Source organism: Bacillus sp. T3 (assembly GCF_033449965.1).
Taxonomy (GTDB): Bacteria; Bacillota; Bacilli; order Bacillales; family Cytobacillaceae; genus Bacillus_BU.
In genome coordinates this window covers 1,800,531-1,825,892 of sequence record NZ_CP137761.1, presented here as the reverse complement: position 1 = coordinate 1,825,892, position 25,362 = coordinate 1,800,531, and the positions used below count along the sequence as shown (strand labels likewise).

At 36.5% G+C, this 25,362-nt stretch carries 23 protein-coding genes and 4 pseudogenes; 11 read left to right on the top strand and 16 right to left on the bottom strand.

The features are described 5' to 3' along the window. Positions 1 to 7 precede the first annotated feature (7 nt). A complete protein-coding gene (locus RGF10_RS09460) occupies positions 8 to 913 on the bottom strand; it encodes a LysR family transcriptional regulator (protein WP_318508784.1) in 906 nt (301 codons plus the stop codon). A 222-nt stretch (positions 914 to 1,135) separates the two neighbouring features. Between RGF10_RS09460 and RGF10_RS09455 the strand changes: the two are divergent. Both RGF10_RS09455 and RGF10_RS09450 read left to right on the top strand, forming a co-directional pair. Further along, positions 1,136 to 1,623 (top strand): annotated as a pseudogene (locus RGF10_RS09455) (PaaI family thioesterase). A 153-nt stretch (positions 1,624 to 1,776) separates the two neighbouring features. Further along, complete coding sequence (locus RGF10_RS09450; protein ID WP_318508783.1) at positions 1,777 to 3,012, top strand: MFS transporter; 1,236 nt, start codon at positions 1,777 to 1,779, stop codon at positions 3,010 to 3,012. Positions 3,013 to 3,160: 148 nt separating this feature from the next. On the opposite strand, the gene RGF10_RS09445 is transcribed toward RGF10_RS09450, so the two are convergent. Next, positions 3,161 to 4,078, bottom strand: a complete 918-nt coding sequence (locus RGF10_RS09445) for a phytoene desaturase family protein (RefSeq protein WP_318509394.1) — start codon at positions 4,076 to 4,078, stop codon at positions 3,161 to 3,163. 28 nt (positions 4,079 to 4,106) lie between these two features. Next, the gene (locus tag RGF10_RS09440; protein WP_318508782.1) at positions 4,107 to 4,814 is read right to left on the bottom strand and encodes a phytoene desaturase family protein; all 708 of its coding nucleotides are present in this window, start codon (positions 4,812 to 4,814) and stop codon (positions 4,107 to 4,109) included. A 232-nt stretch (positions 4,815 to 5,046) separates the two neighbouring features. Between RGF10_RS09440 and RGF10_RS09435 the strand changes: the two genes are divergently transcribed. Next, the gene (locus tag RGF10_RS09435) at positions 5,047 to 5,622 is read left to right on the top strand and encodes a hypothetical protein (RefSeq protein ID WP_318508781.1); all 576 of its coding nucleotides are present in this window, start codon (positions 5,047 to 5,049) and stop codon (positions 5,620 to 5,622) included. A gap of 245 nt (positions 5,623 to 5,867) precedes the next feature. Here RGF10_RS09435 and RGF10_RS09430 read toward each other — a convergent pair whose 3' ends face one another. Continuing rightward, a complete protein-coding gene (locus RGF10_RS09430) occupies positions 5,868 to 6,347 on the bottom strand; it encodes a hypothetical protein (protein ID WP_318508780.1) in 480 nt (159 codons plus the stop codon). 186 nt (positions 6,348 to 6,533) lie between these two features. Here RGF10_RS09430 and RGF10_RS09425 point away from each other — a divergent pair. After that, positions 6,534 to 7,950 (top strand): annotated as a pseudogene (locus tag RGF10_RS09425) (PQQ-dependent sugar dehydrogenase). Between the two features lie 44 nt (positions 7,951 to 7,994). On the opposite strand, the gene RGF10_RS09420 reads toward RGF10_RS09425, so the two are convergent. Together RGF10_RS09420 and RGF10_RS09415 are read right to left on the bottom strand one after the other, a co-directional pair. Further along, complete coding sequence (locus tag RGF10_RS09420; protein WP_318508779.1) at positions 7,995 to 8,555, bottom strand: hypothetical protein; 561 nt, start codon at positions 8,553 to 8,555, stop codon at positions 7,995 to 7,997. A gap of 106 nt (positions 8,556 to 8,661) precedes the next feature. Further along, on the bottom strand, positions 8,662 to 9,051 hold the full coding sequence (locus RGF10_RS09415; RefSeq protein ID WP_318508778.1) for a cupredoxin domain-containing protein: 390 nt from the start codon (positions 9,049 to 9,051) through the stop codon (positions 8,662 to 8,664). 226 nt (positions 9,052 to 9,277) lie between these two features. On the opposite strand from RGF10_RS09415, the gene RGF10_RS09410 reads away from it, so the two are divergent. Together RGF10_RS09410 and RGF10_RS09405 are read left to right on the top strand one after the other, a co-directional pair. Continuing rightward, complete coding sequence (locus RGF10_RS09410; RefSeq protein ID WP_318508777.1) at positions 9,278 to 9,757, top strand: YsnF/AvaK domain-containing protein; 480 nt, start codon at positions 9,278 to 9,280, stop codon at positions 9,755 to 9,757. A 77-nt stretch (positions 9,758 to 9,834) separates the two neighbouring features. Then, positions 9,835 to 10,362, top strand: a complete 528-nt coding sequence (locus tag RGF10_RS09405; RefSeq protein WP_318508776.1) for a YsnF/AvaK domain-containing protein — start codon at positions 9,835 to 9,837, stop codon at positions 10,360 to 10,362. 489 nt (positions 10,363 to 10,851) lie between these two features. On the opposite strand, the gene RGF10_RS09400 is transcribed toward RGF10_RS09405, so the two are convergent. The 7 genes and pseudogenes from RGF10_RS09400 to RGF10_RS09375 all read right to left on the bottom strand — a co-directional run bounded on the left by RGF10_RS09400 (position 10,852) and on the right by RGF10_RS09375 (position 15,090). After that, positions 10,852 to 11,688 carry a hypothetical protein gene (locus tag RGF10_RS09400; protein ID WP_318508775.1) on the bottom strand — a complete coding sequence of 279 codons (837 nt, stop codon included), beginning with the start codon at positions 11,686 to 11,688 and terminating at the stop codon, positions 10,852 to 10,854. A gap of 209 nt (positions 11,689 to 11,897) precedes the next feature. Continuing rightward, positions 11,898 to 12,473: a GrpB family protein gene (locus RGF10_RS09395; protein WP_318508774.1), complete on the bottom strand. Its 576-nt coding sequence runs from the start codon at positions 12,471 to 12,473 to the stop codon at positions 11,898 to 11,900. A 178-nt stretch (positions 12,474 to 12,651) separates the two neighbouring features. Further along, a complete protein-coding gene (locus tag RGF10_RS09390; RefSeq protein ID WP_318508773.1) occupies positions 12,652 to 13,023 on the bottom strand; it encodes a DUF2750 domain-containing protein in 372 nt (123 codons plus the stop codon). A gap of 71 nt (positions 13,024 to 13,094) precedes the next feature. Then, positions 13,095 to 13,210, bottom strand: a pseudogene (locus RGF10_RS23800) (GNAT family N-acetyltransferase); the annotation flags it as partial. Between the two features lie 177 nt (positions 13,211 to 13,387). Continuing rightward, positions 13,388 to 13,555 carry a DUF3139 domain-containing protein gene (locus RGF10_RS09385; protein WP_318508772.1) on the bottom strand — a complete coding sequence of 56 codons (168 nt, stop codon included), beginning with the start codon at positions 13,553 to 13,555 and terminating at the stop codon, positions 13,388 to 13,390. Positions 13,556 to 13,827: 272 nt separating this feature from the next. After that, entirely contained in the window at positions 13,828 to 14,445 is a 618-nt protein-coding gene (locus tag RGF10_RS09380) for a hypothetical protein (RefSeq protein WP_318508771.1), read from the bottom strand. 57 nt (positions 14,446 to 14,502) lie between these two features. Then, positions 14,503 to 15,090: a hypothetical protein gene (locus RGF10_RS09375; protein WP_318508770.1), complete on the bottom strand. Its 588-nt coding sequence runs from the start codon at positions 15,088 to 15,090 to the stop codon at positions 14,503 to 14,505. A 380-nt stretch (positions 15,091 to 15,470) separates the two neighbouring features. Here RGF10_RS09375 and RGF10_RS09370 point away from each other — a divergent pair, with 380 nt between their 5' ends. Both RGF10_RS09370 and RGF10_RS09365 read left to right on the top strand, forming a co-directional pair. Continuing rightward, positions 15,471 to 16,103 (top strand): MOSC domain-containing protein, encoded by a 633-nt coding sequence (locus RGF10_RS09370; RefSeq protein ID WP_318508769.1) that lies wholly within the window; start codon positions 15,471 to 15,473, stop codon positions 16,101 to 16,103. A gap of 266 nt (positions 16,104 to 16,369) precedes the next feature. Next, positions 16,370 to 17,922: pseudogene (locus RGF10_RS09365) on the top strand (ABC-F family ATP-binding cassette domain-containing protein). Positions 17,923 to 18,373: 451 nt separating this feature from the next. Here the strand turns inward: RGF10_RS09365 and RGF10_RS09360 are convergent. After that, on the bottom strand, positions 18,374 to 19,066 hold the full coding sequence (locus RGF10_RS09360) for a YczE/YyaS/YitT family protein (protein ID WP_318508768.1): 693 nt from the start codon (positions 19,064 to 19,066) through the stop codon (positions 18,374 to 18,376). Positions 19,067 to 19,760: 694 nt separating this feature from the next. After that, entirely contained in the window at positions 19,761 to 20,213 is a 453-nt protein-coding gene (locus tag RGF10_RS09355) for a VOC family protein (protein ID WP_318508767.1), read from the bottom strand. Between the two features lie 474 nt (positions 20,214 to 20,687). Between RGF10_RS09355 and RGF10_RS09350 the strand changes: the two genes are divergently transcribed. From RGF10_RS09350 to hpaB, 3 genes are all read left to right on the top strand, one after another. Beyond that, positions 20,688 to 21,131 (top strand): DUF6220 domain-containing protein, encoded by a 444-nt coding sequence (locus tag RGF10_RS09350; RefSeq protein ID WP_318508766.1) that lies wholly within the window; start codon positions 20,688 to 20,690, stop codon positions 21,129 to 21,131. A gap of 75 nt (positions 21,132 to 21,206) precedes the next feature. Beyond that, a complete protein-coding gene (locus RGF10_RS09345) occupies positions 21,207 to 21,644 on the top strand; it encodes a DUF6220 domain-containing protein (protein WP_318508765.1) in 438 nt (145 codons plus the stop codon). Between the two features lie 558 nt (positions 21,645 to 22,202). Next, entirely contained in the window at positions 22,203 to 23,651 is a 1,449-nt protein-coding gene (hpaB, locus tag RGF10_RS09340) for a 4-hydroxyphenylacetate 3-monooxygenase, oxygenase component (protein ID WP_318508764.1), read from the top strand. Between the two features lie 733 nt (positions 23,652 to 24,384). Here hpaB and RGF10_RS09335 read toward each other — a convergent pair. After that, complete coding sequence (locus RGF10_RS09335; RefSeq protein WP_318508763.1) at positions 24,385 to 25,200, bottom strand: GNAT family N-acetyltransferase; 816 nt, start codon at positions 25,198 to 25,200, stop codon at positions 24,385 to 24,387. Positions 25,201 to 25,362: the final 162 nt, after the last annotated feature.

Here is a 25,362-nt window from a genome sequence, read left to right as displayed (position 1 = left end):
TAACATCTTATTCGCTTTCGGAAATAAGGTATTCATCCATAAAACGCAAAAAGGCCTTAGCACAAGGTGAGAGATAGCGTCCTTCAAAGTAAAATACCGAAACCCAACGGGATAGCGGTGGGTCTAAGGGTAAAATCGATATGGATGGACCTGGGGACTCCGCCATTAAACGAGGAAGGACTGAAACACCAAGTCCCTCCGCTACCAGCGTCCTTGGAGAGGCACACTCGTAGGCAATAATTGGTTCAAAGCCTTCTCTATTGCACGTCGCAAGTAGTTGGGAACGGATTCCTGAGCCTTCCTTAAAAGATACGAATGACTCTTCTCTAAGTTCTTTGAAAGAAATCGCTTTTCTCCTCTCGAGTGGATGTGCTTTGGCGACGGCCAACACCAGTTCATCTTTATATAGAGGTTTTGAGGAAAGCCCCTTGGGTGGAACAAAATCTAAATTTGATGGGTAAATAACTTCCGAATGAGCCAAAGCGAGATCTAACTCACCCTTCTTAAGAGCTTCCAACAATGGCTCAGTTGTGTTTTCCCTTATAAATACTTTTATTCCGGGATACTTCTTACTGAACGCTTTCAACAAGCTTGGTAATCTAGTTTGTACCATGGACTCTAACGCGCCAACCATAATTTTGCCGTGCGGAGAGTTTATAAACCCCTTAACAGAATCTTTTGCCATTTTTGCTTCTGCTAGGGTCTTTTCAGCACCAATAAAGAATTGCTCCCCTGCCCCAGTTAGTATTACCCCTCGTCCTGTTCGTTTAAAGAGCTTAATGCCGAGTTCTTGTTCCAAATTTTTTATCTGCTGAGAAAGTGCGGGTTGGGCTATACGTAGCCTTTCGGCTGCTTTTGTGAAATTTTCCATCCTAGCCACTGCGGCAAAGTATTCTAACTGTCTAAGCTCCATATATTTTAGGACCTCCCACATCGTGATATAAGAAACTCTTATGAGTGAAATAACATATATATCTTTTTCTTATCATTTATACAGTATTATAATCTTTTATATAGAAAATGAGATATTGGTAGGTTTCTATTTTGAATTTTTCTATGTCTATGTAGCTTAAGTTTCAATGGCTAACATAAGAAAAACAGCATTTTTACTATTTGTATTTAGGAGGTTTTTTTGATGGAGGAAAAAGTAATGAACGCAATTCAAAATGATTACCCTGATGACTTTGCTTGGTGTTATGGGTGTGGTCGGTTAAATGAAAACGGTTACCATCTTCAAACAGGGTGGATTGGCAAAAAAACTATAACAATTTATACACCACGCCCCGAACATACAGGAGGTGTTCCTGGCTTCGTTTACGGCGGTTTATTAGCATCATTAATTGATTGTCATGGGACTGGGTCAGCATCTTTGTATCTGCACCGAAAGAATGGAAATGAAATCGGAGATGGGGTTAATCCCCGAGATTTGTGACAGGTTCTCTAAAAGTGGATTTCATACATCCAACACCTTTTGGAGAACCATTAAAGGCAATTGGGACAGTAGAAGAAATCCATCCAAAAAAATACAGAGTATATACGGAAGTATTTGCAGGAGACAACCTTGTTGTTACTGGGGAAGTAGTAGCTGTCTTAATGCCAAAAACATTTAGGAAGGAGGAGTAACGCAGAAGTGTAATGTATTGTTAGTATGTGATGTGGTTAGCCCACACTATTGTTTTTGTAATTCAGAATTTTTCGACTTATATAAATTTTAGGATCGCTCTGAATCTATTTTTACCAGTAAATTAATCGCGCCATAGAAAGAGGGTACACTCAATGGTTCAAAAGCGACAAGGAATTTACTTTGGTTGGCATATTGTTATTGTAAGTATGATCATTACAATGTTAACGGTAGGGCTACGCTTGGGGATAGGACCGTTTGTATTACCGATGATAGAAGATTTAAATGTAACACGAACTTTTATATCCATGATCATTTCTGTGAGTATGATTATGTATGGTGTTGGAATGCCTATCGCGGGTTATTTATGTGGAAAATATAGTACAAAATTTGTTCTTCTGCTGGGGCTTGGCATCATAGAGTTATCGATTTTGGGAACGGTGTTAACAAACAATGTCTGGATATTTTTCTTAATGTATGGCGTGTTTCTGTCGTTCGGCCTTGCATTTACTAGCCCAGTTGCAGTAACTCCGATTATTAGTCGTTGGTTTGTTCGTCAAAGGGGAAAGGCTTTATTTTCTCTTTCAACAGGCTCAATGGCTGGTATTGCTATTTTTAATCCGTTGTCTACTTTTATGATTGAGTCAGCCGGTTGGCGAAGTACCTTGTTCATTTTTGGGTTCATTTTTATCATAATAATTGTTCCTGCTGCCAATCTCATTTTTAAAGAAGATGTTCCAGAAGGGGCTGATTTAAAAGAAGATGTTTCAAGCACCATCACTTCTGCTGATGAATTAACTCAAAAGCTCACTTTGCGAGAGGCTATTCGTTCAAAAGCATATTGGCAAATAGTAGCGGGATTATTTGCTTGTGGATTCAGTATGAACTTGCTGGGTTCCCATGCAGTTCCGATGTTAATAGATCATCATTTTGAACCTACTTCTGCTTCATTTGGAGTTGGGCTTATAGGGCTTGTTGCAATATTCAGCACTCTCGTCTTAGCTTCAATCGCTGATCGTTTTTCCAAACGTAAGCTTCTATTTTTTATTTATTTTGTACGCGGATTAGGTTTTTTAGGCTTGGTATTTTCCCAGAACACATGGCAACTTTATTTAGTTGCAGCATTGGGTGGCCTAGTTTGGTCTGGGAGTATAGCGATGTCTTCCGCTATTTTAGGAGAGCTTTTTGGCATACGGCTGCTAGGAATACTATACGGTTGGGCTTATCTTGGTCATCAAATTGGAGGGGCGATTTCTTCATTTCTCGGAGGTTGGGGCTATGAGGTCTTTGCCACACATGTTTTTTCATTCGGATTGGCAGCCTTCATTTTACTAAGCGCGGGCGTTATTTCATATCTAATTCCTGAAAAACACAGGCTGCAAAAAACTTAAACAAGATTAACTCTTTGCGTTCGTGGTACAGTAGTTCTTGACGTAATGCCTAGTGCTTTTCAAAAGAAGAATAAATTAGCACTTCCTGACAATGTTCATGAAAAACCAATTTCATATACGAAACAAGTTAACCAAATAAGGGTTGAAGTTAACTACATTCAAATAAAGAAGCCCTAAATTTCGGGGCTTCTAGTAATTTAATTGTTAAGTTAATATGTCTTATTGTGTTAATAGTTTCTGAGCTACTATATAGCCCGACCCACCATTTACCCCATGTCCAGGGCCAAGTTGCGGCTCCCAGCATATACAGATTTGGTATTGCGGTCTGGTGACCAGGCTGCCCTGTTAATGGTCTCAAAAGATAACTCTGACCTAAATCATGTGCACCACCATAAGGATCTCCCGGACCAGCATTCGGATTATATTTTGCAATTGTGTCTGGCGTGACCACGTATTTTCCAATGACCGCGCTTGGAATGTTTGATATATGCTTGCTGACCACGTTTAGCACGCGTTCTGTAAAACGCTCTGTTAAATCATTCGACCATGTCCCATCCCCCACATCGATAAGATTTGCAGCATCCCCGCTTGGCCTTATAGGTACTTCCAGCACTTGAATACGCATGATGGCCTTTCCTGACGGTGCCCGCGTAGGATCCAGATTTGTCGAACAGTCTACAGTAAAGGTAGGATTGGACGGAAGCAGATTAGCCGCGCCTTGGGCAATAGCTAAGGTAAATCCGTCTAGACTATCTGTTAGATGTGGCTGACCTACACGGTTAAACCGCTTATCCGGCCAGTTGGGCGGCTCACTCAGTGCTAAATGAATTTGCACACAGCCTCTGCCGTACCGATATTGTTTTGCTTGTGCTCGCAGTGGTGGTGATATTTCGGTATCGGCTAATAGCGAGAGATACAATTTATCAGGTGTGGTTGAGGCCACAACCGCCTGTTTGGCACGGTATTTTTTCCCATTTGAGGTCCTTACGCCAACTGCTCTACCATTTTCCACTATTATCCGCTCGACCTGAATCTTTGTAAGAATTTCCCCGCCCTGATCCGTAATTAACTGAGCTAAAGCTTGAACTAACTTCTCACTGCCACCCTCCAGGTATTGGCATTCCCCCGCCCATCAATGCCATCATAGTGAGCGGCACCCAAATGCCACTTCCCACCTCATCCAGTGTGCGGCCAAGGTGAGTAACCCAGGAAGCAAGCATCGCCTTCGTCACAGGTGACTGAAGTGAACTAACCGTATTACGGGCCGTGGAAACGAGCGATGCTGCAAATGGTGAATAACCGACACCGCCTTCTTGATGAAGTAAACGCTGGATGATAGGTGCAGCTTCTGAACTGGAAAGATCCATGTTAAATAATCCAAAAACATCGTTTACATAAGGATTCAACTGTTCAAACATACTTTGCAGCGCAGTGCTGTCACCAGGAGCCAACCGTTCCACCTCAGTGATGAGCTCCTCAAAGGAAGTAGGCAGGACCGCTGTTCGTCCGTCTTCAAATGAAACACCAGTCGGCAGGTCTGTATTTATATAGCGAAGCCCGCGTGCTTCTAAGTCCTCTCTTAACTCAGCGTACGCTGGTCCAGTTGTAAAGAGTGGATGTGCAGCAGCATATACATCATGTTTAAAACCTGGGAGTGTCAGCTCTTCTGTTCGCAGAAATCCTCCTGGACGGTCATTTTTTTCTAAAACTAATACACTTCTCCCGGCACGTGTTAAATAGGCAGCCGTTATCAACGCATTATGGCCGCTGCCGATAATAATTACATCAAATTGATCCATCATATCTCTCCTTTTACGATATTTACGTAAAAGGATATTATCGTTTTTAGATAATAAGTACTAAATCTAGGACAAATATTTAAATATTTTAAAAGTCTCTATCACTAAGGAATTTGCTATGATCATCAAGATGAATACAAAGTGTAATAATTGTCGAACGGTTACTGAATACACGTTGACTTCCATATTGTACAATTAGAACAAGGTTTAGATTTCCAATATCTGGAGGTTTTTAATGAAAAAAGTTAAAGTATTGATCCTGACGGTTGTGTTCCTTTTGACTATGGCTCTGCCAGCAATGGCGCAAAGCAATTCCCCTGCTTACAAAGGCTCTTTTCAAAATGCTTCATTCTATGGTTCAGAAGGTACAGTCGATACCTTTGTATCCCTTTCTACTAACTTTGAAGCTAAGGATTCTTACATCCTTTATTACCAAACCTACGATTATGTAAAAGACGAATACTATTATGGAATTGCGGTAGTACCAGCATCCATAGTGGTTTTTGACATTAACAAAGGTACGGCCAAAGTGAATCAGACACTAGAAATAAATAAAGTTGATTTTACTTGCGATGAAGAAGGAAATTGCACTGGCGATGAAACTCCTGCTGGTACTAAATCTATCAATCTTACCTGGGCATTCAATTCAAAGAGTTATTCTACCTCAAAATACACCGACAAAAATGTCCAGATTGATTTCGACCAGTACATCAAACTTTCTAAGGGAACTTTCAAAGATTACTATAATGTCTCGGTTTCCGGAACGGTCGATGGTAAGGGGACTGATAGTTTTGAGTATTCCAGGTGGTAATGTATCCACTGGTTCTTCTTTCGCAATAATTAAGTAAACATCCGCTAACAAAATCCAAAAATCTAAACCCTAATTGAATATGTACATAGAAGGCCGGTTAATATTAACCGACCTTTTATTTTGTTGAAAGACTCACAAATTTGTTCCATTATATACCCTTCCCATTTAATTGGGGTCGTCGTAGTGATCTCCGCTTTATATCTTGTCCCTGCTAATTTACCAGAAGTGTCCCTCATCAATGGATATTATATCTCCGATTTTAGCTTATTTTCATTCACAATTGTTTTTTCAACAATGTATTGAAAACCGTAAATAATAATCGCCAACCATATACAAATAAAGTACCACATAGTATGATTAATTTTTTTAAATTTAAATGCACCAACCTTTTCCCATGCAGAAGCCATAGGAAAAGCATTAAAAATATTTAGTATCACATTGACAATAAAATATTTGGAAAAATTCCCATAAGTTTTTTTAAATATCCATAACGTTGCTACAAAGTATGGTCCTAAAATGTATGAAAAATCTACATTACCTGGGGAGAATGGATTTTTATTTATCCACCATCTTTGCTTATTGCTAATGACACTAAAAACACTAATAAATAAATTAACAAAACACGCCACAGGTAAAAACCTTATTAATGACTTCTTATCCATGAACAGAACAGAAATCCAGGGAATGACGATCATACCTAAGGAAAATATTTCCTTTTTCTTCATTTAATCCAACCCCCTTGAATTGTATGTGTATATCTTCCCCGTGGAAAAATCACTTTATTTATTCCTTGATCAATTAACTCATTACTTTAAGTTTCAATCTCATTTATTCCCTAGCCAAATTTGGTACTAATAGACAGTTCTAATCATATTCTTATTAAAAAACAATAAGAGGGAGTGCATAGTAAATTGATAAAAGTTAAGGTTGGTTTACGGCCCGTTGCAAGTAAGATCAATTTACCTACAGTTTTGAAAACCACTATACTCCCAGGTGACTCAATTGAAAAATTATTTATTGCAACCCAGGTAGGGGAGATCTTTTACATAGGAAACTCAAGTTTAAGGACTTTTTTAGATATTCGCCCGCGAATCCTAAAGCTAGGTGTTTCCAGGTGGAGGATATGATGAAAGAGGGTTACTAGGGCTTGCGTTTCATCCCCAATTTTATTTTAACGGTCTGTTTTATCTTCATTATTCAGTAGCTGGAACACAAGGTCCAGGTGCTCTTCCTGGAGGCTTTAACCCTGACCCATGTGATCCCAAAACCTTAAACCTTAAGTGGATCAATAGAGAAACACAATATGATCACATTGATACCATTGAAGAATGGATTATACAATCGAATGGTCAACCTCAAAAACGACGGACATTACTTAACTTAAGAAGACCATTTTTAAATCATAACGGGGTCAATAGTTTAAACTTTTCACCTGAAACAGGCAAATTGGTTTTAACAACCGGAGATGGTGGATCAGGCTATGATCCATTTAACTTAAGCCAAGACGATCTAGAAATCGCCGGTAAAATAATTGAAATTGATGTAGGAAAAAATTCATCCACCCATCATCCCCCTATTGTCACACGATTTAATGAACTTCCAACAACTAGTCAGGAAATGCTAACGGTAATCGCCAAAGGGGTTCGCAATATATCAGGTATTTCATTTCAAAGGTTTAATAATCAATTTATCAAATATGTGGGTAATGTCGGGCAGGATTTGGTTGAGTCGATTTTTTCATTCGTTCATTATAACCCAATACCGGTTACTCAGCTTGTTCAAGCTTCTTTAACGAACTACAAACCTAACCAAGAAGGATTTATAAACTTTGGCTGGCGAGGTTGGGAAGGGTCCTTTCCTACTTCGATTGTTAGGGGCTGCACTGGAAATTCCACTTTGGATGAGAAAACAATTGCTTATTACAATGAAGCTGCAACACTTTCTGGAAGACGTCTTCAGCCTTTAACGAGTTATTTTCATCAGGATCCCCGACCAGACAAGTTTAGAGGAACTGCACTTACAGGAGTGAAAGCCTATATGGGTAACAGAATCCCTGGTTTAACAGGAAGCGTTGTGTTTACCGATCTTGCTCGGAGAGACAAATCTCAAACTCCGGCTAAAGGGGTGTTAGCCTATACTCGGGTAAACCCAGAAGGTAGACCAAATGATTTTAGTGTGATTGAAACCAATTATAATTTTGGGTCTCAATCTGCTTATTATGTTAGTCTGGGGACGAATCTAGGGCAAACAAGACTATTTATAGGAGTTTATGGCTCAATGAAAGTGACTGATTTTAACCAAGGTACTGTTTTTGAAATCATTCCCTGAACCTCTTACATGGCGTTAAATCAGACCCACTTCATTTTCACAAACTAAGTTATAATCACTTTTAATTTTGTAAAAATGATTAAAGCCATTTCAACCCATAACCAGCTATACAGAAAAGCAAATAAAAAGATACTTCCAATAGGAAGAAATGAAAAGGAATCATTGACGATTGGACCTAAGACTGGAAAGTCAAAAATAAATATTAGACTCAAAATTCCTGACATTAACAGAAATGCACCTGTAGTAATAATACTTAATCTCTTCCTAAAAAAATAAAAAGATGCCCCAATACCAAGTCCTAACAATCCTGTTGTAAAAGGAAATACAATTAGTTCAGTTGGCTGGAGGATGAATAACAACATCATTGTAAGAAAATAGGACATTACTCCAAAGTGAATGGAAAACATGGAACATAGCAGAATAGGTGCAGTGGCAAGCGGACTAAAGAAATATCCTAAACCCGGTAAAAAGCCACCAGCAGACTGCAAAATAGCAGCGAAACACGCAAAAATAGACGCTAAAATGAGCTTCATCGTTTTATTATGTTTTTTAAATATTATTTGAAATGAACGAACCTCATCAGAAATAGATTTAAAGAAATACACCTTTCCACCTCATTCTAAATGGTATATACGATACATTATATTTTCCATTTATTAGAGGTGGAACGGTAATAAACATCCAAACATCAATAATGCAAGACCGTGCTTGTTATTTGACTATTACTTTCCCAACCATTCCTTCCTGGAAATGGTACCGACATATAAGTTCAAATGTACCGGGCTGTTTCGGTGTCACGGTAATGTTTTTTACTTTTCCTGGCTGGACCTCGGCGTCTATTCCGAGATTTTTTACTGTGAAGGTGTGCTCTTTCTTGCCTTTGTTTTTCAATATTAACGATGTGGCTGTTCCATTCTGAATAGTAATGATTTTCGGATTAAAGTAATCATCATTCAACTCGACCTCAATCGATTTCACTGTCTCCTTAGGCTGAGTTACATCACCGGATTCGGCAAATACGCCGAGTGAACCTTGAGTTGTCACAAACACAACCATTGCAAGCACAACGAATAATCCTGTTACCCATTTTTTTATAGACATTCACAATCCCTCCTTTCCTAAACATAGTTTTTTCTACTTTATAAGATATTATCACTATGAATTTGATTCCAACGTGCTTTCAAATAGTAACTTTTTTTAAAATACACCCAATTGTCTAGTTCAGCCTTTTAAGATATAGGCACCAAAATAAACGCGCATATTTTCACTCATTCAGGTGAAAGTATTAGTTGTACGATCAAAACACATCCCTTAGGAGGTTTTCAGCATGGGCTTTTTGGATTTTTTATTTAACGATGAAGAAACTAAAAAGGAAACTCAACAAAAGGTACGTGAAGTAGATCGCACTGCTGATACAGAATTTGCAGCAGAAGACGCACATCTTGATCTTCGTGAAGAAGAGATGGACATCAATAAATATCGGGTGGATACGGGTGATGTGACTCTCCATAAGGACATTGTTGAGGAAGAGAAAACAGTGGATGTCCCTGTTTTTCATGATCAGGTCATTATTGAACAAAGAGCCGTTGATCACAAACCATCAGATGAACCAATTACTGAAGAAGAAACCGTTAACATTCCCGTAACAGCTGAAAAAATCGATGTAGAAAAGCACACGGTCGTCACTGGTGAAGTCTCCGCTCATAAACGTTCGGTTCAGGAAACAGAACAAGTACGCGAAGTACTTCGTAAAGAAGTTGCAGATATTGAATCAAATGGTACTACAGATCTTATCAAAGGGGACTAACTGTTCCCACCTACTTAACTTTTTGTTAAGTAGGTTTCTTTCCATCCTCTTTAAATAAAATGAATTTAGGAGGTCCTATGGGCAAGTACATTATTATTGGTGCGATAATCGGTAGCATAATCGGTTGGGTAACAGGTTTTAGGGTCGTATCAGGACTCGTTTTAGGAGCAATCGTTGGCGGTATTAGTTATACAATGACTGCGAGAAGGAACATCGACGGACCCTCTGAAAAAACAAATAAAAATAATGAACAAACGCTTCAATTACGAGAAGAGCAGCTAGAGATAAAAAAAGAACGAGTACAATTAGGTGAGGTCAAGGTTCATAAAGAAGTTGTTGAAGAACAAAAAACGTTCACGGTTCCGATTAAGCGTGAAGTAATGGTAATAGAAGCAGGTGATGAGGAGGAACTCCGAATTCCTCTGAAAGAAGAAGAAGTTGAAATAAGAAAACACCCTGTGCAAGTAAATGAAATAACAATTACAAAACGCCAAATAGAAGAAATGAAACAAATAAAGAAAAAGTTAAAAAAAGAAACAGCACACGTTGACGTTGCAGGTGATGCGGATGTCATAAAAAAACTGCCATCTGAAACGAAGGACTAAACCATTTTCCCCATATTCAGGTGGAAAATAGGCAAAGGCAATAACTCCCTCCTCGTTACCTTTAAGACCAACTTCATCTCACCAGCAACCAACCCGTTGCACTTTTTAAATCCGTCGAGATTTTCGGACTAATATGTGGTAATAGCTGAATTATTTTATCGTGGGTAAGTAATCGATGTGAGATCATTTTGGTCACCTCTTAATCAATATATTTCCATTTTAAAGGAATTGATAGGTTTAACTTATCAATATTTCAAATGATTTGTTAAACTTCTTATCCAACTATCTACCCCAAAATTGAAAAACCAGTACCTTTACTATTAATCTCTAATGAAGACAAACAATCCTTTTCAAGGTGTTTTGATTTATTCCTTTTATCATAATAATCAAGTTCAAACTTTTGAAAGAATAAATCCATACAGTTCCTAAAATGGAGTTGTATGGATTTTTCAAGTTGTTCCACCGGATTGGAGCATCGCGCCAGTTAGCTTAATAAGATTTTTTCTTCTTCTCCAGCTTATCACTTAATTGTTCAAAGTTTTTCACTTCATCAGGTAATGATAATTGCTTTGCTAATGAAGTTCCCTTCTGTATAGAATTCCTTGCTTTTTCAAGTAAATTTGCTTTTATTTGAGAATCTGCAAGGGTATACCAATAGAACCACGCGTCCATTGTTGATATTTTTTCGTTATAAAATTTTTCAATTACAGGATAGTATCTAGAGTATAGTTCTTCATCTAGAACTAATTTTTCTCCATTCCATTTAAGAACATCTACAAAATAGGTATCTGCAATGTACCTTTGCCAAACGGCTATACCAACTTTCTTATTACTTAAGAGATCCATCATATGATATGGAACTTCAGCAATAATCTTTAAAGAATTATTATTCCATTTAAAAATCTCTAGTGTATTTCCTGCTGAAGCACCAATTGTGATACCGAAGAGATACTCTTTAATGCCATCACCAGTAATATCAGCAAAACCTGAATAATCTAATCCTACTCCTTGTGTTTGGGTCTCCCAAGTCTTCTTCCATCTTTCGTTTTCTTTTCTTAATACTATTACTCCATATTGTGAAGGATTAGGTTGTTCTTTTGCCTTTAATTCAAAAGTAATAATAATCTCTTCTTGACCATCCTGGTTAAAATCATAAAACTGATATGGTTTAGTTAATTTAGGTTCTTCAGGACTAACCAGTATTGCGTTTGGTGGTACAAACTCATTGATAATTTTTATGAGGTCTTTATTAGATTTTTCTTTAGAGTGAGTAAATATTGGTAAAATGACTGATACCAATATGGTAAATAATATGATTTTTTTCATAAATAATCCCCTTTATATAGCTAATATTAGAGATTATTGTTCCCTGATAACTAGCTGAATATCAGAAACCTTTGTTCAACAAAACTGACCCTTTAGTGGATTAGTAGCCAAGAAAAATGGACTGCTAAAAAAAGTAACAGTCCAAGTTGTTGCATTTTTGCGTCCGTTTATTGAATAAATACTTCAAGAATTTTTGATAGAATCTACCACTAATCAATATCAATTGCTTGATCCATAATTTCCTTAACTATTGAATTCTTTTCATCTGCATAGTGTTGTATATGCCGCCATTCTCTCTCAGCTAAAATGCGCTTAACAGAAGCATATTTATCTCGATCGGGCTTATAAGCTCTCAGCCAATCCCGAAACTTCAACATTCTTTTGACTTCAGATGCACCATCGCTAAACACATGTAGATTAATATCTGTATCGGGACCTTTAAACATACGATGTTCAAACCATTCCGGCTCACGAATACGTAAAGTATATCCTGCAGATTCCAAATCTGAGACATAACTTATTTCATTGGATGAATCGGCTACAACCAATAAAATATCGATAATTGGTTTAGCACATAAACTAGGAACGGAGGTAGATCCTACGTGTTCGAGAAGCAATACTTTTTCCCCAAGTACGGAACGTATTCTATTAGCCTCTCTCGCGAAAAGCTCAGGCCAACAAGGATCATACTCTAGAATTATTATAGAAGAATTGAGTGGTAGAATTTCGCCAACTGTAACCTTTTGTAGATCTTCATCACTTATTGGGTTTAAGTTGTTCAGCATTGATAAAATACCTCCCCAATGTAATTTTTTATGTATTAAAACATACCATAGAGAAAAACAATAACCAAGCCTGTATAGGCGCTGATCGTTAGACAACCGCGCCCTATTAGAGAGTATTTTAACAAACAATAGTGTTGAAAATAGAGGTTCCCACTTATTGTGCTAATGTACCATTACCTTAATAATTCTCTAACTCATTATTTAAGTTCCTTAATAACACATCAATTTCAACCATAACTGAATCATTTGTTGGGAAAATAGATGGTTTAACTCTATCTAACTTCATTCCAATAAGCCATTTATCAATAAACTCGTATAAGTCAATCGGTTCAGCTTTGAAGTTATTCCACTCATTAATAGCACTGTATTCTGCAAATTCTTTTCGGGGAAAGAAAGGGATCAACATATTTCCTTTATCATCTTGTGCTGTTGCCCAACCATCGTTATATAACCCCCACACTTCTTCATAATCAGCAACTTTTTTTATAAAATACTCGTATCTTATATTAGGTGATTGTTTAATGACCGATTCAAATTCTTTTTGGTTCATATTATTTTCCTCCGGTTACTCAATTAACAAGGCATTTAAAATATTCTCCAGGTTAGCTTAGTAAAATATTTTTATAAAAGTTTAGACATATAGTATTCATCAACAAATTCACCGTTAATAAAAAGCGAATGTCTTTTTGTTCCTTCAATATCAAATCCCTTTTTTTATATAATTGCAATCCAGCTTTCCATATTATTTTAAGGATTTAAAGGGGAGGATACTTCATTCCCTTATCAATGCCGGCAGTACCATTAATAAATACAAGTAATACAACACCATGTCCTTTTCTCCAAATATAAGAATACACAAGACCTGGATCATCTTTTAATACAATATCTATCTCATACCCACCCTGTTTATAATCCTACATTATGTTTTTGCCATCAATATTATCCTGGTAAATCCCTTGTTTTTTCATATATTGTTGAACAGCCTTCTCAGCCATGCTCTTTTGAACAGGGTACCAATAAATAAGGAAACCAATAAATAATAAGGATATGATTGAAATTACGCTAATTGTTCTCTTAGACATAATTAAAACCTCCGAGTTTATGCACTCTCATCTTGAACTCCTTTAAGAATAGAGTGTAATTTTTCCCTAATAATAGCAGTTTCCATATTTATCCGTATATATAAAAAATCACATTGTTCCACTTAAGTAAGTCTAGTGCAAAAAACTAGGTTCCACTGAACAATACAATAATAATAGACGAATTTTCTGTTGAAGCGCTCAAAACATAAAAAAGGGCACAATTCTTGTTGGTGAATTGTGCCCAATTGTGAAATAAGCAAAAATATTTCTTTTCATTTATTAGTCCATAGAGCTTTGTATAATAGTGCGATCTCCGCTTCTTCGATACCTTCAGGCAATTTGCCATTGTCGCTTCCTACTGCACGCAGGCCGTTTTTAGTAGTGCCTATCCACGCTGCTAAATAAACAGGTTTATTTTTCTCTAAAATAACTTTTTCATCTACTAGTTTACTGATAGAAGATGATGTCATGTTGTTTGAATAATTCGCTGAAGCAAGCCCAGAAGGTATACCAGTTAGCAGTTTTAAAGAATGGCTTCCATCTCCGTTATCACTTATTCCAAAAGAAATGAGGCTGTCTTTAAATTTTGTTCCTGGTTCATCCCAAGTCTTTAGCAGAGTCTCTTTAAACTTGCCGTTTTCATACACCTCTACTGAAAATTGTAAATCATCATCACCTTTCAAAGCACCATTCAGCTTGAAGAATTCAATTTGCCCCACACCAGTCTTACTAATTAGCTGGCTTTCTTTTTCGCTCAAGATATAAGGTTCAATGGTTATTTTATCAATCGTTGGTGATTTTCCCTGTTCTGCGCCTGTGCACCCTGTTAATATTAACAACAAGCTGCAAATCATCAACATACAACAACATTTTATATTTCGTATTTTCATCCTACCTCCGTTGTTTAACTCTAGTCCCCATCAGTTGAAGAACAAAAGTTTAAGAAATTAGTTTGATTTACTAAGATCAAATCGTGCGATTTCCTCATCCTCAATCGTAACAATTAAAGTTGCATCCATAGCATTTTGCTTCAACTTTTCTAATTGTTCTGATGAGGGTACAACTCTTAATTCAGGGTTTTCTTCATTCGCACCTAAAATAAGATCAAAAGTATATTTTCCTTCTTGATTTGGTTCAATAATAGGCACACCAGTTTTCCCTATACCTAACTCTGCTATTTGTCTTCCTTCTTCGTCAAAACTAAAAATATTTACACCCATTATTTCTTTAGAAATTGCTTTCAACTTTTCATTTGGTTCAATATAAACTTTTATCCCATCATCATATTCATATGTCTGTTTATTAGGTTTTTCGGCTTTTCCCAGAGTCTTTTTACTAGTATTCTTTAAGACGAAATCATAACTAAGTGAAATAGGCTTTATAACTTCACCTTCCTTTTCACCCGAGGTAATACCAATTCCTCCTGACCTATCATCTCTAATTTCAACACTAGCGCTTACAAGTTCTAAGGAGGGTTTACTTGAACAACCTGACAAAAGCAGTAGAATTATGAAAATACTCGTTAAAAGCCTCATAAAATCTCTCCCTAATAATTGTATTGCTAATTAAATTTTACTATATAATCCAAATTTTATTGTGACTTCTTATTGAACAGAACTGCACTTTTGTTTTAGTTAAATATCTACACAATTGCCTTTAGTTATTTAAAGGCCAAGAAAAATGGACTGCTAAAATTAACGAAAGCCTATAATAAAGGGTCAGCACCTCCTGGTACGATGGATGGATCAATCAAAGGAGGTGCTTTTCAGATGCCACAACAAAACTAACCATTGTCCCCGTGAAATTACCCTATTGTTTATTAAAGAGCTACCCTTTTCCCTAGTGACAATATATTGATAAAATAACTATATTCACCTACCAATTTAGAGTTCTATGAAAGCGAGGTATATTCTAATTGAATAGAAAAATTATTAATTTAGCTGTTGGAAAACCAAGGGAATATAATTGGAACAATAAAAAAGAGTTTTCTGGAATAGGAAAATCAGTTGTACAAGCTTTTGAGGTAAAAAAAACTGGCATTATTGGTGATGACGTTGCAAATCATAAATTTCACGGGGGACCAGACCGTGTTGTATGTTTTTATCCTTTTGAGCATTACTCTTATTGGGAAGATGTATTTCAAAAAAAGCTAATTCTACCCGCTTTCGGGGAAAATATTACGGCAACAGGCATGACGGAAGAACAGGTCTGTATTGGAGACATATACAAAATAGGTGATACTATTCTTCAAATCACACAAGGGAGAGTGCCTTGTGTAACTATCTCCAATTATAACGAAGAAAAACAACTTTTAAAGAAAGTGATTGATACGACTCTAACTGGTTACTTTTTTCGAGTATTAGAAGAGGGAACTATTATGTTGGATTCGGAAATAACTCTTTTGGAAAAACACTCAAAAGAAATATCCGTATCTTTTGCTACACATATTCTTTTTCACCAAAAACAAGATAAAACATCCATTGAAAAGATTTTGACAGTTGATGCCCTAGCAGAAGATTGGAGGGAAAGATTTTTACAATTGTTATAATTCATCTGTTCTTCCAAAACAATTGTGGATAATGCTAAAACCTAGCCTCAAAAGCTAGGTTTTTTATGTATATTTCATTGAAATAAAGCCCCCCATAGTTCAAGTGGAAATTTTCACAATTCAATAATCTTATTTATTCAGAAGGGGGAGACTTCAATTTTGCCTAAAATCAAATTACATTTTGCACAAGAAATAACTTCAAGTAGAAAATCCACGCTAAATCTAGTAAAATATCCTCATGTGACTTTAGATAAGGGGTTAAAAAAATGAGCGTATTAAACGTACAAAATTTAAGCCACGGTTTTGGTGATCGTGCGATTTTTAATAATGTTTCTTTTCGACTTTTAAAAGGCGAACACGTTGGACTAGTTGGAGCAAATGGTGAGGGTAAGTCTACTTTCATGAATATTGTTACTGGAAAGTTGCAACCCGACGAGGGAAAAGTTGAGTGGTCACGAAAGGTTCGTGTTGGTTATTTAGATCAGCATGCTGTCCTTCAAAAAGGCACTACGATGCGTGACGCTTTGAGCACCGCTTTTCAATATCTTTTTGATACTGAATCAGAGATCAATGAACTTTATGCAAAAATGGGTGATGAAGGTGCTGATATCGATGCACTGCTTGCAGAAGTTGGAGAGCTACAAGAAACTTTAGATAGCAATGATTTCTATCAAATTAATTCAAAAGTTGAGGAAGTTGCTCGTGGTCTAGGATTAGACGATGTTGGACTAGATCGAGATGTAGAGGATCTAAGCGGTGGCCAACGTACGAAAGTTTTACTAGCTAAGCTTTTGCTAGAAAAGCCTGAAATCCTATTACTAGACGAGCCTACGAACTATTTGGATGAACAGCATATCGAATGGTTGAAAAGATATTTACAGGAATATGAGAATGCATTTATCTTGATTTCGCATGATATTCCATTCTTGAACAATGTTGTTAACTTGATCTATCACATGGAAAACCAAGAATTGAATCGCTATGTTGGTGACTATGACAACTTCTTAAAAATTCATGAAATGAAGAAGCAACAACTAGAATCTGCTTACAAGCGACAACAACAAGAAATTGCTGATTTGAAAGATTTCGTTGCTCGGAACAAAGCAAGTGTTGCGACTCGTAACATGGCGATGTCTCGTCAGAAGAAGCTCGACAAAATGGAAGTTATTGAATTGGGAAAGAGAGACCGAAACCAGAGTTTAATTTCAAAGAAGCTCGTGCAGCTAGTCGTTGGATTTTCGAGACTGAAGATCTTGTTATTGGTTACAATGAACCACTTTCTCGCCCACTGAATTTGAAAATGGAACGCGGACAAAAAATTGCATTCGTGGGTGCAAACGGTATTGGTAAGTCTACTCTTTTAAAAAGTATTCTTGGGTTGATTAATCCGCTGGAGGGTAAAGTGGAACGTGGTGAGTATCAATACATCGGTTACTTTGAGCAAGAAGTTAAACAGTCCAACTACAACACTTGTATTGAAGAGATTTGGAGCGAGTTCCCAAGTATGAATCAGGCAGAAGTTCGTGCTGCTCTTGCAAAATGTGGATTAACGACGAAACATATTGAAAGTAAAATCGAAGTCCTTTCTGGTGGCGAAAAAGCCAAGGTTCGATTGTGTAAAATTTTAAATACAGAAACGAATTTATTAATTCTAGACGAGCCTACCAATCACTTGGATGTGGACGCAAAAGAAGAATTGAAGCGTGCTTTAAAGGCTTATCGCGGAAGTATCTTGATGGTATCCCATGAACCTGATTTCTATCGTGAAATTGCGACTGATATTTGGAATTGTGAGGATTGGACTACGAAACTGTTTTAAATAAGTAAAGCGCAAGCACCCTGTTCAGCTGCGAATAACCTGGAGCACTCCAACTGAGATAAAGGAAACACGAAGAGCCAGAGGCTCATTTTATCGTAGGGCGGAGGGCGAAGGGCACTAGCCGCTAGGGCGCTGGAGCTGGATAGTAAACGAAGTTCAAAAATTTATACTTTTTTATTTCTTAAAGATTAAGGGGTACCCAATGAATAACATTTCACTTGGGTACCCCTCTTTTTGTCAACACAATATCCTCCTCAACCGTCCTGTATCCTATCTCAAACAACTCATTCAAGGAAAACCAGGGGATTTGCGTTAAAAACCACTATTACTTAGAACCTTAAGCACCTACCACAGGGTGTGGAACATAAGGCTCTTCTAAATATGTAACTTCTTCATTGGTTAACTTAGCCGTTAAACCATTAAAGCAAGCCCCTTCTTTTTATCGTCCTCCTTAAACGATCTTTAATGAATCTTTCTTAACTACTTCTATATTTTCTACTTCTTCATTTATAAGTTCTAATTTTCTAAATATAGGTTGAATCCTTCCCATAAAGTAACCAATTAATGGGGCAAACAATAGCATGCAAATAATGGTTCCTTCCCTTAATGTTAGTGGTAAAGAAAGTCCAAATGAAAGTAAAACCCCTAGAATAATATTAAAAATATCTGCCAATTGTCTAATTACAGCAAATTTCCATTTAGTTTTTTTAGCCACTGCCATACAAAATCCTTCTAATGGAAAAGTTACAATATTTATTACTAACATACATGCTAATGCAAAAGCCAAAACAATAATGGCAACAATAAACAACGTAAGTTTCATAATATAACCATCAATAGAAATAAGTTCTAAAACATTATAGAAAAAGAAATTAACAACATATCCAATGAGTACGCTCAACGGTACTTGTAACAGGTGTCTATAATTAAAATCCTTCTTAAGAAGAATCCATTGGCCTAATACACAAGAACAATTTAAAATCATCCCCATCGTTCCTACTTTCATTCCAAATAAATAAGAAGTGGATTGTGCTAATGAATCCCATGGCCCAACACCAATTGCAACTTTTAAAGTTAAGGCTGCACCGATTCCCATAATAATAACGATTATTGATAACAAAAAGATCAACTTTAGTTGTTTCACCCTTCTCTCTCCTTCTTTAAACCAGCTTTTAGTTTTTATTGCTCCACCGCATTTATCCGTGTGGAGTATCCGTCATTATAAGTCTTGATTTTAGATAATTCTCTGAACTTCTCTACTTTTTTAGGGAGAAAAGGGACTTATGATTGAATTATATTTGCATTTAGTAATACGGTAAATTCATCAATAGCATCTAGTTATAAATAATAGAAAAAGTCATTTGTTTTATAAATGTAACAAGATGTTTTTTCGTTTTATGACAGGTAATCTCCATGATGAATGGGATAGAAAAAGCCAATCTCCAGTTGTGAAGATCGGCTTTTTATGGTTTTATAAATGTCCTGCGTCTATTTAAGTATTTCCATTTTTTAATCTAACAGAAGTTATTGTATATAACGTTTTAGCCTGAATTTGCTTCCCTGCTTCTTCTCTTCTCAATAAGAGGATTGGAGTGGTCGCTTTGAATTTTTATCGGTCGCTTCATAAAATTTATCGGTCGCTTTTCCAATTTTATCGGTCAATGTGGAGGATGTCACACACTAAAGAGATGACCGGTCCAGCTTATCGGCCCTATTTTTGGTTTTATCGACCTTATTTCCAATTTTATCGGCCAAAGTGGAAAATCTCACAGACCACAAAAGAGTTGACCGGAACTAGTTTTACAAAGCTGAATGCTTTGTTTGATGACGTTACATACTTATTTGTTACCAAGTTGTTGCGCCAAACCGATTAGAAGTCCTTCGGTTCCACGAACGTAGCAGAGCCGATACGAGTCCTCGTATTGAACCACTTCGCCAACAACCTCAGCACCATGCTTAGTGAGTCTGGATAGCAATTCGTCAATGTCTTCAACGGTGAACATGACGCGTAGATAACCGAGGGCGTTTACAGGAGCGGTCCGGTGATCGGATACAGTAGGTGGGGTGAGAAATCGTGAAAGTTCAAGTCGGCTATGGCCATCCGGGGTAACCATCATCGCAATCTCTACGCACTGAGAGCCCAATCCGGTTACACGACCAGCCCATTCACCCTGGACAGTGGCTCGCCCTTCGAGGTTCAAGCCAATCTCCTCGAAGAAAGAGATTGCGTCATCAAGGGATTCTACAACGATGCCGACATTGTCCATTCTTAGTAATTTGTTTTTTGTCATAGTCTTATCTCCTTATGTGTAAAAATTTATTATCTATCATCTTCAAAATGAATCTATTCTCCAAAAATAAGAATACACAAGGACCAGGTTCATCTTTAAGTACTATGTTTCGCTCATACCCACCCTCTTTACAATCCTCCATTGTGTTTTTGCCATCAATATTAATCATGGAATCCAAGGAATTTGGAAATTAGTTAAAGCGTAAACATTATAAACAAATTAGTATTCATTAATACAATTCATGACCACTGCCAAATGACAAAGGTCTTTTTTCTTTCTACTCAGTTGTGCATATATTTTGGCGGTTTCACAGGATAAAATACGCTTAAAGACATAGAAAATTCATACTTTCTGCACAATTTCTTGATATTTTTATTATGTAGGTAATTTTTACTACAAAAAAACATTACATAAGTACCAGAGAAACAGCTTATACGTATGCAATTTGAAATTAGAAATGGAGGGGAATTTTTAATGGGAATGGAAAAAAAAACTAAGTTTAAGATTCAAAAATTCTCTCGAACCTTATTTTTCCTGTTGGCATTGATGCTTTTGCTTGGGATCGTTACACAAGTTGTTTTAGCATGCTTAGCTGTTTTTGTTGATGGTGGACTGTGGCAAAAACACAGAACTATTATGAATGTAATTAAGGTTATTCCAGCCATTATGTTTATTTTTGGTAATATGGGTAGGATCCCTAAATTGTATAATGCATTGAGCTTCTTGTTATTCTTTTTTATCCAAATCCAATACTATACTAATTACGGTTGGCTTGGTGCGATTCATGCATCATTTGCAATCGTATTATTTATGATTTCATTATATGTTGCGTGGGGTTCATATCAGATTGTCGTAAACAACAAGAAAGAAAATAATGAAAATAAGCAGCAGCTCCAATACACTGGTACAGAAATATGAAATAGGGATTCATGACACGAGTCCATAAGTGGCCTAATTTTTTAAATGTAGAAATGGAGGGGAGTTTTAATGAAAATGAGTCAGAGAACTAAGAATAAGATACAAAAACACTCACGAACTTTATTTATACTGTTATCATGGATTCTTTTGCTTGGGCTGTTCACCCAAATTTCATTAGCGGGTTTAGCTATTTTTTTTGATGGTGGACTTTGGGAATTACACAAAGACTTAGTATACATAATGGAGTTTATTCCAGTCATTATGTTTGTTATTGGTAATATTGGTGAAATTCATAAGTTATATAGATTTTTGAGCTTTGTGTTATTCTTTATTATCAACTTCCAATACTATACTACATACGGTTGGCTCGGTGCTATTCATGCAGTATTTACACTCGTCATATTTATGATTACATTGTGTATCGCTTGGGGTTCATTTAAGAGTGTTGTAAACAAAAAGAAAGAAAATAATGATAATAAGGAACAGCTCCAATACACTGGGACAGGAATATGAGAGAGCGATTGTTCGCTCAAGTCCATGGTAACTATTAAATTAACAAAGCAGCTTGTATTTAAATAGCTCATCTGAAAGTAAAAATGTACCCTATAAATTGTTACATAATAAAAGTCTTACTATAGGGTACATTTAAAATTAGTAAAATAATTCTTTTTTAACAACCTAGGTAACGCCATAAACTCCTCATAGCTGATTTTTGCCAATTTTCTTTGAATCAATTAAAAACAGCTATTCTTCGATTTGCTTCGTAACCTCATCCGTTTGAAAGACCTACATTCACGACAAACGACAGCGTTCATGAGCTACATCTATAAATAAACCATAATATTAATATAGTTCTTCATTTTACTTCTTAGTTCTATGATTTGAAATTTAATAACTTTAAGAAATTGGCTGAGTCGCCTTCAAATGTATCCCCATCCAAATATTGTCATGGTACTTACCCCCATTTTAAAACAAGGCTTTTCCAATAGGAACAAGCATTTAATATATCCATAAAATAACATTAACTTAATTAGATTTTAAGGATGCTGACCCGAAGGAGTGCAGACCGAAATGGGAATCATTAACGGTAGGGAATTTATCGAGCGTATCGATAAATTGGAAAATAAAATTTGGCTTGACGGTGATAAAATTATAGGGAAAATTTCCGAGCATCCCGCATTTAAAGGGGTTCTTGAGAGCAAAGCTTCCCTCTATGATTTACAAAATGATCCGGTACTAAAAAATGACATGACTTTCCTTTTACCAGATTACGGAGAACCTATTGGACTCTCCTATTTACAACCAAAAACAAAAGAAGATTTGATAAGAAGAAGAAAGATGATTGAACAATGGGCTGGATTTACTAATGGTTTAATGGGAAGAAGTCCAGACTATATGAATACAGCTATAATGAGCTTTGCATCGTCTTACCCATTATTAGAAGACAGAGAAAACTGTTTTCCTGAAAATATTAAAAGATTATATCAAAAGGCAATGGAAAAAGACCTTTCATTTACACATACATTTATTACTCCACAAGTCAATCGTTCACAGTTTAATTTGGGATTATCTGACGAGCCCATCACAGCCAGGGTTATAGATAGAAATAAAGATGGACTGGTCATTAAAGGTGCTCGCCTCCTGGCTACACAAGGTGGTTTAACAGATGAAGTATTTGTTATTTCCACATCTGGATTTATGGATAGTGCCGAAGCATTTGCTTTTTCCATCCCGTCTAATACAAAAGGTTTAAGATTTATTTGCAGGGAATCATTTGTCGGAGGAATATCAGCTTTTAACCATCCCCTGAGTTCCAGATATGAAGAAATGGATACCATTATTGTCTTTGACAACGTACTGGTTCCATGGGATTGTGTATTTGTTTACGATAATGTTGAGGCAGTCTTTGATTTAATAAATAATAGTTCGTTTTATGCTTTTGCCTATCATCAAGTAATAACTCGGCAAATTGTTAAAACAGAATTTATGTTAGGCGTTGCTCAGCTTCTGGTTGAAACGATTAATGTTGGTGAGTACCAACATATACAAGAAAAACTTTCCGAAATCATCATCGGTCTTGAAACAATGAAAGCACTATTGGTGAAGTCAGAAAATGATGCGGAAATAGATCAGTGGGGCATTATGCGCCCTAGTATTGTCTCTCTACAAGTCGCGAGTAACATCTTTCCGAGAATATATCCCCGCTTCAGCGAGATTATCCAAATAATTGGGGCAAGCGGCATGGTTTCATTACCTACTGAAAAGGACTTTAATTCAAAAATAAGCGAGGATTTAGATAAGTACCTACAAGGGACGAATAGGAATGCTAAAGACAGAGTTAGAATTTTTCGTTTAGCATGGGACCTGACAATGAGCTCGTTTGGTACAAGGCAAACCCAGTATGAACGATACTTTTTTGGTGATCCTATTCGATTAGCAAGCAGTTTATACAAACACTATCCAATAGGGACACATGTCGAAAAAATAAACAAATTTTTAAATTTAAAAATCAGTGAGTAATAATATTACCTAATTTCATTTTTACTAGTTTATCTAACCTCGCTCCAGGTACAATCAACTATTTGTGAATAGATAATAGGCGCTTTAGAAACGCCCAAATTACTATATATAAATTATTATAGTTAAGAATAAAATTCTAAAGTTTCCTATTAATAATGCAGATACAATGGATAAAGGTAAGGCCGCAAATGCCTGATCCTCCTAAACCAGTACCAAAATCAGTACCCGAGCCTGGTCCTCCTAAACATGAGTTCTTGCCTTTTTTCTTACTTCACTGACCCAGACTTTATATCTAAGAATTAAGAATGGTAATTCTTGTCCAGACGGAAAGGCGGGAATCTTTGGTGTCATCTTAGCAAAAGAGTTATCTCGTCTCGCCCGTAACGGCAGACTTTCATACGAACTTCGGGTTATTTGCCTTCTGACGCTCACCCATCCATAAATGGAGGGGCTTACGGTTGCCATTTTGGTCAACATTCACATTGTTTGCTTGAACAACTCCATAAGCTCCCTCTAAACGACTCCCCAATAAATAAAACTCATAGAAAGAAAAACAAAAGCAAAAGTAGTTATCGCTTTTGGTAATTTACGATAAAAGTATATTAATGCTAAACCTATGAGTATGTGAATGAAAGCAAAAAGAATAAGACTAATTTACCTCACCCCTTTCCTAAAATGTACCATTGTCCGAAATGAAAAATAAGCAAATCTTTCACAAACCTACCCCTCTAGTTCAATATGAATTACTACAAGTAAGGGTACTAGACAAGGTAAAATTGACAATAGATAACACCGCTGTAATCCCATACCCCAAGCCTTCATAAACCTGAACAGCGGGCAGATTATCTGCCAATACACCCAGATAGACATCTGGTGAAAGTTTTTTACCGAGGTGTGTCAATTCACTTGTTATGTGCTTAGCTAATCCCCTTCCTCTGCAATCTAACCTGGTAACAATGTTCCCTAGTTCCACTAGCTTAGAGTCATAAAAATGATACCCACCGACAGAAACAAAATCTTCCCCTTCCCTAACTCCAAGAAAAGGACAATATTCTAACTCGCTCTTAGTAAAAAACCTCATTCCACCCTTATGTAGAAAATCAATAACCTTAGAAAATTCATTTTCCCTCACCTTTTCCGTTATGTGTGAATCAAGGAGTTTCGAGTCATCCTGATGCTTCATTATTAAAAAACGTTGAGGAGTTCCTCTAATAAGTCCAAAGGATTGAAAAAGTTCAAGATCCTTTTGACTGAGAATCGTGCCACAAACAGCTTTTTCATCAAGATTGAGAGTTTCTCTTGTAAACGAAACGAGTTCTGGAAAAAAGATGTTATTTTCTTCAAGTCTGAAAAAGGAAAAAGCAGGGAAGGAAAGTTCGCTAAAATAAGCTAATATGGCAGTCAGATTTTCTTCAACGAATTGGCAAATAAATAGGGCTTTTTCCCTTCGTTGAACTAAATAACTATAAAAAAGTAAATCCTGATCTGGACTAATGGGGGGCAACAGTTCGATGATTGTATCGTGAGTAAGTAATCGATGTGAGATCATTTCGGTCACCTCTTAATCAATATATTTCCATTTTAAAGGAATTAATAGGTTTAACTTTTCAATTTTTCAAATGATTTGTTAAACTTTTCATCCGCAAAAATGAAAAAGCGCTAATCCTTGCTACAGGAAAAGCGCCCAGTTAGTGGAATGAACAGTTTTAAA